The organism is Pseudoalteromonas distincta (genome assembly GCF_000814675.1).
In the GTDB taxonomy this organism is placed as follows: Bacteria; Pseudomonadota; Gammaproteobacteria; order Enterobacterales; family Alteromonadaceae; genus Pseudoalteromonas; species Pseudoalteromonas distincta.
On sequence record NZ_JWIG01000017.1, the window covers coordinates 58,456 to 66,703 of the forward strand.

The 8,248-nt window shown below is 39.0% G+C and carries 12 protein-coding genes; 6 read left to right on the forward strand and 6 right to left on the reverse strand.

Features of this window, described 5'->3' with window-relative positions:
* Positions 1 to 11 precede the first annotated feature (11 nt).
* From QT16_RS12035 to QT16_RS12045, 3 genes are read right to left on the reverse strand one after another with little or no spacing between them, the layout of a single operon-like run.
* Entirely contained in the window at positions 12 to 461 is a 450-nt protein-coding gene (locus tag QT16_RS12035; protein WP_010553680.1) for a flavodoxin, read from the reverse strand.
* Positions 461 to 1,225, reverse strand: coding sequence for a tRNA pseudouridine(65) synthase TruC (truC, locus tag QT16_RS12040; protein WP_039488539.1), 765 nt, complete (start codon positions 1,223 to 1,225; stop codon positions 461 to 463). Before truC ends, QT16_RS12035 begins: the two co-directional genes overlap by 1 nt.
* On the reverse strand, positions 1,218 to 1,538 hold the full coding sequence (locus QT16_RS12045) for a YqcC family protein (protein WP_002963030.1): 321 nt from the start codon (positions 1,536 to 1,538) through the stop codon (positions 1,218 to 1,220). The genes truC and QT16_RS12045 overlap by 8 nt, the downstream gene beginning before the upstream one ends.
* A 104-nt stretch (positions 1,539 to 1,642) precedes the next feature.
* Between QT16_RS12045 and QT16_RS12050 the strand changes: the two genes are divergently transcribed.
* Positions 1,643 to 2,671, forward strand: a complete 1,029-nt coding sequence (locus tag QT16_RS12050; RefSeq protein ID WP_039488540.1) for a DUF3549 family protein — start codon at positions 1,643 to 1,645, stop codon at positions 2,669 to 2,671.
* Complete coding sequence (locus QT16_RS12055; RefSeq protein WP_002963032.1) at positions 2,672 to 2,971, forward strand: DUF3301 domain-containing protein; 300 nt, start codon at positions 2,672 to 2,674, stop codon at positions 2,969 to 2,971.
* A gap of 849 nt (positions 2,972 to 3,820) precedes the next feature.
* Here QT16_RS12055 and QT16_RS12060 read toward each other — a convergent pair.
* Positions 3,821 to 4,474: a GNAT family N-acetyltransferase gene (locus QT16_RS12060; RefSeq protein WP_039488542.1), complete on the reverse strand. Its 654-nt coding sequence runs from the start codon at positions 4,472 to 4,474 to the stop codon at positions 3,821 to 3,823.
* Between the two features lie 153 nt (positions 4,475 to 4,627).
* Between QT16_RS12060 and QT16_RS12065 the strand changes: the two genes are divergently transcribed.
* The 3 genes from QT16_RS12065 (at position 4,628) to QT16_RS12075 (ending at position 6,014) form a co-directional block, all read left to right on the forward strand.
* Positions 4,628 to 4,864: a DUF2789 domain-containing protein gene (locus QT16_RS12065; RefSeq protein ID WP_002958240.1), complete on the forward strand. Its 237-nt coding sequence runs from the start codon at positions 4,628 to 4,630 to the stop codon at positions 4,862 to 4,864.
* A 96-nt stretch (positions 4,865 to 4,960) separates the two neighbouring features.
* The gene (locus QT16_RS12070; protein ID WP_007378199.1) at positions 4,961 to 5,227 is read left to right on the forward strand and encodes a hypothetical protein; all 267 of its coding nucleotides are present in this window, start codon (positions 4,961 to 4,963) and stop codon (positions 5,225 to 5,227) included.
* Positions 5,228 to 5,240: 13 nt separating this feature from the next.
* Positions 5,241 to 6,014, forward strand: a complete 774-nt coding sequence (locus QT16_RS12075; RefSeq protein WP_002958242.1) for a Zn-ribbon-containing protein — start codon at positions 5,241 to 5,243, stop codon at positions 6,012 to 6,014.
* Between the two features lie 63 nt (positions 6,015 to 6,077).
* Here QT16_RS12075 and syd read toward each other — a convergent pair whose 3' ends face one another.
* Positions 6,078 to 6,617: a SecY-interacting protein gene (gene syd / locus QT16_RS12080; RefSeq protein WP_039488543.1), complete on the reverse strand. Its 540-nt coding sequence runs from the start codon at positions 6,615 to 6,617 to the stop codon at positions 6,078 to 6,080.
* A gap of 59 nt (positions 6,618 to 6,676) precedes the next feature.
* Between syd and queF the strand changes: the two genes are divergently transcribed.
* Positions 6,677 to 7,522 carry an NADPH-dependent 7-cyano-7-deazaguanine reductase QueF gene (gene queF / locus QT16_RS12085; protein WP_039488544.1) on the forward strand — a complete coding sequence of 282 codons (846 nt, stop codon included), beginning with the start codon at positions 6,677 to 6,679 and terminating at the stop codon, positions 7,520 to 7,522.
* 56 nt (positions 7,523 to 7,578) lie between these two features.
* Here queF and QT16_RS12090 read toward each other — a convergent pair.
* Positions 7,579 to 8,248, reverse strand: a 670-nt coding sequence (locus QT16_RS12090) for an IS4 family transposase (RefSeq protein WP_039486429.1), incomplete at its 5' end; no start/stop codon positions are given.

Below are 8,248 nucleotides of genomic sequence, written 5' to 3' on the forward strand. Positions count from 1 at the left end.
AAAGTTAAGGATTAAGCAGGTAGTTTTTCTAGCCATACTTTTAACCAAGGCTCGGTTACTGGCCATGGTTCAAAATCTTCACATGCATCTATTTCTAGGCGGTTGCCCACAGGCTTTGCTTGTAAATCGCGTAGTAGCTCGTCAAAGCTTCGCCCTGCGCCACAAAATGTATCGCCGTAACATCTGTCACCCATTGCAATTACACCAAACGGTTTATCGGTAAGCATTGGGAAAGTGCTATTCATTGCAAAGTACAATCCTGCCAAATTACTCGGTACATCACCTTGGCCTGTTGTGGAGGTAACAATTAAAATATGCGATGCATTTTTTATATCATCAAGTGATGCTTCAGTAATTACTGTAGCAGTATGACCCGCTTGCTCTATTGTGGCTGCAACTTCATCGCTTAAACGCTCTGCACCGCCATTAACGCTGCCTACAAAAATACTAATATGTGCCATTAATAATCCTTTTCTTGCTCTGGCCAACCTAGCTGCTTACATATTTCAAGCATGTCTTCACCTAGTGGCGCTTTAATTGTTATTGATTCATTACTATAAGGGTGCACAAAACTAAGCTCTGTTGCAAATAACATTAAGCGTCTTAGCTCAAAATGATCCCTAAAAAATTGATTATGCTGGTTATCACCGTGATTTACATCACCAATGATAGGCAGTGATAAATGTTTTAAGTGTCTGCGAATTTGATGCTTGCGCCCGGTTTTTGGAAAACACTCAACTAACGAGTAACGCACTGTTGGATACTTACCAATAGGAATAGGCAATGCAGCTTGGTGCAAGCAATTAAACTGGGTTTGCGCTTCTTGCGGTGCTTTATCTTGATCTGCAAACTTATCGGCTATTTTATCAAGTTCTTCTTTAAGCGGTTTATCTAAAAATACTGACTCTGGTGCAAAACCGCGCACTAAGGCTAAATAGCGCTTAGCAATGGTACCTTCAATAAATAGCTGGTTCATATCGCGAGCAGCTTCCGAGCTCAATGCAAACAGTAATACGCCCGACGTAGGTCTATCGAGCCTATGTACTGGAAATACATGTTGCCCTAGCTGGTCGCGCAACATTTGCATAGCAAACTGGGTTTCGTGTTTATCTAAAAACGAGCGATGCACTAATAAACCTGAAGGCTTATTTATAGCCACATAGTTTTCATCTTGATACAAAATAGTCAGCTCGCCATATTCAATAGGCGCTGGACGCTCACTCATTTGGTTCTCCTAAAAAGGTATCAAGGGCTGTTAGTAATTCAATTATTTCATCGCTTCCGGCTTTATTCACAAGTGTCATTTGCGCCATAGGGGCAATAGCAAAGTTACGCGGCAGTGGTTGCCTATGTGTTATTAATTGCTGTATTTTTTCAATAAATACAAACTGTAACCACTGCTCAAACGCCATTGTATCGTGACAAAAAGGAGTATTTGAAAGCAGTGCCTCAGCGTCTATTGGCTCACTTTGCCAAAGCGCGTGTTTTTGTAAAAGTGCCGTTAGCTGCACTAAATAAGTTTGGGTTTGCTGGTACATAACCACCCTCTTTTATATATGTAATGCAATTATACCCTGTTCCCTCATAGGCGGCTATGACGTATAATTAATGTAATTTTGCAGTAAAAACAGTTGAGAAAACAATGAGTGATCAAATAGCTACATTAGGTCAGCTTTTAGATGGTGCGGGTACTCAGTGGCGTGCTTTTGATATTGGCAGGCACATTACTAAGCTTGATAAAAAACAATTTTTAGCTATTGAACAAGCTCAAGTGCCTTACCCTTATCCACTTGCTGGTCATGCATGGCTCGCTATTCAATTTTGGGATACTAAAGCCAGTAAAGAACCGTATGTATGGTTTTTAAAATTTCCACTTGATGAGCAAAGTATGCTGGTAAGTGCTAGTCGCGATCACTTTGCTGATATGGTTATTCAAGCGCTAGGCACTGAAATTACAGGTGAGCAAGCCGATGGAAAACTTGATAATAACCCTTATGTTTTTACACCAAACGCAAATAAATTAGCGGCATTTAACGCCCAAGTAAAAGTACTATTAAAACAGCCTGCATCGCAGTATTACGAGCATGCACAACTGTACTTTAGCGGTAAAATTGGTTTTGATAATTGGCAAAGTGTTGCACTACAGGGTATTGCCGATTTTGCACTACGCTTAGACAGCGATACAAACTTAAGTAATCTGCAAAAAGCATGGGCGCATTTACCTATTGAAGTACTACAACCACTCAGTGCCATGCTTGAACACGTTGAAATACCAACATCAATGAGTGAGTTACTTGTTGATTACACGCAGGGTGCAATTAGTAACAACGACACAGTGGCTATAACCGCAGCACTAAGATCAATTTCAAAAGGTCAAGCTCAAGGGTTATGCGCTCAATTAGTTGATACTGTACTAAGCTCACCAGTGAGGCACGACTCTGACGTGTTACTAACAATAGCTGGGCGGTGTTTTAAGCAATTAGAAAACCCTGAACGCTTACATGTATTTATGGATAATTGCGCGCATCATCAAAAAATTGAAGAATTGTTTCCAAGTATTTTTGCTGACTTAGTTGCAATACCGACTATTCGCCCGCATTTATTAGGCTTATTACGTAAAGAAAATCGTAGCGAAACCCTCGCGCGTGCAATTGGAAGGTTATTCTCTTAAATGGCAAGTTTATGGACGTTCATACTTATTGGTAGTGTAATTTACTTATTTTGGCTTAACCGAAAGGTTGCTGAAGCGGCGAACGTTCATGCTAAACGTCAAAGTGAGCAACTGCAGGTGCAGTTGATGAGTGTTGCATGCACAAAACGCCGCTTTGGTTTTTTAAAGAACGGCAAGCCAGGCATTAAAAGTGAATTTATATTTGAATTTTCAAGCGACGGTGAAAATGCTTATCAAGGTGTGTTAATTATGGAAAATGAGTTTTTGAAAAGTGTGGTTGTTCCACCCCATAAAATATAAAACTTAATATACTTTAAGAGTATGTGTCTTAAATTAATAAATTTAATTCAACACAAAAAACTAAGGCGTAACTAAAGTTACGCCCCAATTGGACTGCATCCTGCTAGATATCCATTATCTTAAATCCGTATTATCATCCCCTGAACGAGTAAACAACCTTGTTTACCCTCACATTGCATCCTGCAATATCCATAGCCACCTTGGCAAACCCACGAAATCTATCGTTTGGCTACATCCGTAGCATCATCCTTGGTAATCCTTTTAAGTAGCTCCTGCCACTTTTGCATCCTGCAATATCCATAGCCATCTTGGCAAACCCACGAAATCTATCGTTTGGCTACGTCCCGTAGCATCATCCCTGGTAATTCTTTAAAGTAGCTCCTGCCACTTTTGCATCCTGCAATGTCCACTTGCCATCTTGGCTGTCCTGCGTAAACTAACGCTCCTGCTACTTCCTGTAGCGTCATCCGTGATTATCCTAAAGTAACTCCTAGCTACTAAGTGCTTCATGCACTTCCTTATTCTTCCTTGTATCCGTTTTAGCTTGTCCTTTATGCTTCCTGCTAGCGTCTGCTATGTTGCCTATTCCGTATCCTTGGCAGTAACTCAATCATTGAGCTATGTCGTCTTGACAATGAGAAGTTTAAAGCAATCAGGGGGGAGAAATAGGACTTAACATTAAATAAATAAACGTCACAAAAATGAAAAAACAAAATAAACACTGCAGAACAATAACTTAGAACAAAAAAGGCTACTTATTAGTAACCTTTAAGTGACAATGCTTACGATGGTGTGAGATATATCTCACGGTCTTATGTCCGTTTGGGCGCATTGGCTTACATTATAATTTTAAATAGCTGGCTCGATTATTGATTTAAACAGTAACTCGCCCTCTACTTGGTTAAAAGTAAGGTGTTTAAATGCTTCAAATTTTTCAGTTTTAAAAAATTCAATGTGCTCCTTACGTGTTACAAATACAGCCATCCCTGTTGACTCAGCGTTACATTTAACTAAGTCGTCAAGCCCGCGTAGTAAGTAACGACCAAAGCCTTGTCCATGAAAATGTGGGTCTACGGCAATAAAAGCTAAAAAATAGTAATTGCCTTTTTGTTTAAGGGCGTCTCTAATTGTTTGTTCTTTATCTATTAATTGATTTGTTTGTAAGTAGCCCGCACTCAGCATTAATTTTAAACGCCAGTGCCAATAACGCTGCGCTTGTAATTGGCTATTAGATTCAAATACACACGCTACTGCTTTTAATTTATCGTTGCGGTATAAACCAATTAATGGCTGTTTTTCTTGCCAAAAACTACTGAGCTCTTCGCGAATTAATGATCGTAATTTTTTTTCGTAAACTGATTTATTTTCGTCATTGTAGCTAAGCATGTTTAGTAATACAGGATCGTCATGATAAGCCTGATAAATTAGGCTTGCTGCAGTACTAATATCTTCTGCAGCTAAATACTGTACGCTGAACGTATCAACTGGTGTGGTTACACTCATTGTATTTCCTTTATTATTTTAGCTATAGGCTGTTTAACTTTAAACCTAACTATATACCTAAAATTATTAACCGTAAATTCAGCGAGAGTTTAACTAGCAGGAGGTACAGTTAGGTACTAGTATGAATTTTCATTCATTTAAAGGAGCAATATCATGGATACGACAAAACACGACATTAACACACTTTTTGCACAGCTTGGATTACCAAATAGTGATGAGCAAATAGATGCATTTATTGCCTCACATGAATTAGAAGACACAACATTACTCCAAGAAGCTTCTTTTTGGGATGAGGCACAACAGCACTTTTTAGCTGAATCCCTTGCACAAGACGGAGATTGGAGTGAAGTAATTGACGAGTTAGATGTACGCATTCGTCAAAGTAAGTAATTTTATTTAATGTACCCTCCCTTATTTATTGCTAACATAGCATCTGCGCAGCATTTATATGCTGCGTATTTATTTTATTAAAGAGTTATATATCTAATGAATTCAGTTGTATTTGATGCAATCAAAGCCCTTCTCGATGAAGGCAAAACCCCTACTGTAGCACTAACTAAAAGCCGTTTGGCGCAACCGGTTCCAATGCCGATGATTATTGCAGCAGTAAGCCAATATAAAAACAATCCTGATTCAATTAATAACTTCATGAGAAACCCACAGCAGTCAGATAATACTGAGCTTAAAACAAGTCAATTAGATAGAATTGAGCAAAAACTCGATAAACTTCTTGCGCTGCTAGAACAAAAATAATTTGAGACTATAAATGTTCGTTGTTGATTTAACTTTTGATTGCTACCAAGACACCACCCTAGAACAAGCCGAACAAGCAATAAATCGCTTAGTAAATGCACTGCGTTTTAATGGTCAAATAATGGGGGAAGAGTTTCCAACCGTTTTAAAAGATGGATTTTTTATTACCCGCGTAATGTGCCCTACTGAAGATGCAATGCACCCGCTAAATAACAGCCCGTTTGTTAAGCACAGTATCGAAAAGTTACATAGTGCTGGGCTACTTGCGCCAAAAGTAAAAGTGATTGGACAAGATATTCACTCCAACGGTGCTGATTGCTGCAAAGAACCATCAAGTTATATTTTATATACAACCTATGTGCATACGTGCAGCCCGCTTTATTGTGGTGATGACTTTTTGCCTGTGCCGCTATTTCGTATTCCGGCAATTGCTAATGGTGACTATAAAACGCTTATAAAATGGCAAGAAGATTGGCAAGCATGCGATCAAATTCAAATTAATGGCGCAACCCGTTGTGAGTTTCCGGCGCTTGAAGAAATATCGAGTATTCAAAGCGACCTGTATAGACGTGGAAAAGACATAACAAAGCGAATTAGTTTTTTAACTAAAAAGCCAACCTACTATTATTTATACCGTGTAGGCGGCGTAGATAAAGCGTCTGAACTTGAACGAAAATGCCCTAGTTGTAATGGCGACTGGAAATTACCTGAATCGTGGTTTGGGTTATTCGACTTTAGGTGTGAGCCATGTGGCTTAGTGTCTAATATATCGTGGGATTTTCAATAACCACTTTAATGAGCGCTTATAATCAGCTTAGTGATGACGCTAAGCTGATTTATTAAATACGTTTTAAACCTCTAATGCCTTTAAAAAAGCATTAATGTTAGGTGCAAGTACATGGTGTGTTTTTTTGCCGACAAACTCTAAACATACTTCACCAGTGTGCACCAATACACTTACTAGTAAATCATCTTGATCTGTTAAACCAATAAATACTGTTTCTGGCTGCTTGAGCTTGCGTTTCATTAAAACGTGGCCCGTTATATTTTGCTGTAGCAAATTAAAGTCTTCTTCGTTCCATGCTTGTAGTAATTCAACTTGATGCCCATCAATACTTGCTAAAATACTTCCACCGTACATATGTCCGTATAGCTCGCTAAGCTCTTTTGGGAAATTAAGCTCAAGTGCACTGGCTAAATCATTAAGCGAACCTGCAGGTTGCTGACGCGCGCCCTGCCATTGAATGTTTCCTTGCTCGTCAACCTCACCAACTTCACATGGGCTTGGCCATTGCTCGTCGTGCGCAATAAGTGGGTACTTTGTAGTGTTTTTAAGGGTATTTTCGCTAAATGTTTGATGAAGTTGTTCTATAAGCAATGCAACAGACATACTGTGAAACTCATTTAAATTAGATATAATGTCCCTATTGTAACTATTTAAGAGCAAACATGACAGATTACAGCAATTCTCCAGACCTTAAAGGTAGCGTATTAGGCCAATCTACTGAGTATGTAGATGTGTACACGCCAAGCTTGCTTTTCCCTATTGCGCGCAAACTAAATCGTGATGCTTTAAATATTGACGAAGCAGAGCTTCCATTTAAAGGCCAAGACATTTGGACAGGTTACGAGCTTTCATGGCTAAACAATAAAGGTAAACCGCAAGTTGCCGTAGCCTTATTTACCTTTGAATGCCAAAGCAGCCATATTATTGAGTCAAAGTCGTTTAAACTTTATTTAAATAGCTTTAACCAAACCCGATTTGAAAGCATTGATGTAGTAAAACAGCATTTAATTGATGATTTATCAAACGCAGTTAACAGCCCTGTCAAAGTGACTTTATATAATCCTGATGATTACAATTGCTTACCGTGTACAGCGCTGCCTGGTGAATGTATTGATGATTTAGATATTGAAATTAATAATTACGATATTGATGCTAATTCACTTAAAGCAAAAAGTGATGAAGTAGTTACTGAAACGCTCTACAGCCATTTACTTAAATCGAACTGTTTAATTACCTCCCAGCCTGACTGGGCAAGTGTAATTATACGATACACAGGCGAGCAAATATGTCGCGAATCGTTATTGCGTTACTTAATTTCATTCAGAACACATAACGAATTTCATGAGCAGTGTGTTGAACGTATTTATAGCGATTTAACAACACAACTTAATATTAAAGAGTTAGAGGTTTACGCGCGTTATACTCGTCGCGGCGGGCTTGATATAAACCCGTATCGCTCTACACATTATAACGATACGCCATTTGCAGTTAAAATTAATCGTCAGTAGGTTATTTTAAACTGGAATATGAGTATAAAAAAAAGGAGCCAAGGCTCTAATGCCAGTCAGTTAAGCTGACTGGCATCTTTCTTTTTATGGGGATACTTAGATGGTTTTGGCTTAACCCATCGGGGATATCTTCTATCCTCTCGTCTAGCTGGAAGCTTAAATAAGACCAGTGTATCGAGTAAGTGCTGCCAGTGTATTGGAATGTTCCCTGGGCTCATTATAGATACTGACGAGAAATACTGAATGACAGCCATCGAACTGCTAGAGAAACTAAGCTGGTTAGGCCATATCCCTGTGACTGTCGCCGCCATCGTCATTATTCTTCGTATTAAATTATAGGCGAGTAACACGGCCCATAGCTCCTGACGCACCATGTCTGGACGCTTACTTCTTAAATGGTATGCGCTATCAAGCATGGTTTGTTTGATTTCTCTAAACCCAAGTTCTATCTCCCAACGATGACAATATAATTCAACAATTTCATTACCTGGATAACGCAATCTATCCGTCATCGAGGTTAATATACGGTAGCTTTTGCCCTTTATTGTTTTGCTGATTAATCTCGCTTTAATTGTTTCAGGAACATCGGGAAAGTTTTTTTGTGCATGCTTTGTGGTTTTCAATTCAATGATATGGTCATTTTTACCTGCGCTGGAGATGATTTCATACTGTAAGTCGGGCCTTGCTGGTATCAGCCAGTGCCTCATCTCCCCAGTTTGATGCCAA

Coding starts and splice junctions, on each gene's coding strand:
- truC (WP_039488539.1), bottom strand. CDS start 1,225: ATGAGTGAGCGTCCAGCGCCTATTGAATATGGCGAGCTGACTATTTTG.
- QT16_RS12050 (WP_039488540.1), top strand. CDS start 1,643: ATGAGTGATCAAATAGCTACATTAGGTCAGCTTTTAGATGGTGCGGGT.
- QT16_RS12060 (WP_039488542.1), bottom strand. CDS start 4,474: ATGAGTGTAACCACACCAGTTGATACGTTCAGCGTACAGTATTTAGCT.
- QT16_RS12035 (WP_010553680.1), bottom strand. CDS start 461: ATGGCACATATTAGTATTTTTGTAGGCAGCGTTAATGGCGGTGCAGAG.
- QT16_RS12055 (WP_002963032.1), top strand. CDS start 2,672: ATGGCAAGTTTATGGACGTTCATACTTATTGGTAGTGTAATTTACTTA.
- QT16_RS12070 (WP_007378199.1), top strand. CDS start 4,961: ATGAATTCAGTTGTATTTGATGCAATCAAAGCCCTTCTCGATGAAGGC.
- queF (WP_039488544.1), top strand. CDS start 6,677: ATGACAGATTACAGCAATTCTCCAGACCTTAAAGGTAGCGTATTAGGC.
- QT16_RS12075 (WP_002958242.1), top strand. CDS start 5,241: ATGTTCGTTGTTGATTTAACTTTTGATTGCTACCAAGACACCACCCTA.
- QT16_RS12065 (WP_002958240.1), top strand. CDS start 4,628: ATGGATACGACAAAACACGACATTAACACACTTTTTGCACAGCTTGGA.
- QT16_RS12045 (WP_002963030.1), bottom strand. CDS start 1,538: ATGTACCAGCAAACCCAAACTTATTTAGTGCAGCTAACGGCACTTTTA.
- syd (WP_039488543.1), bottom strand. CDS start 6,617: ATGTCTGTTGCATTGCTTATAGAACAACTTCATCAAACATTTAGCGAA.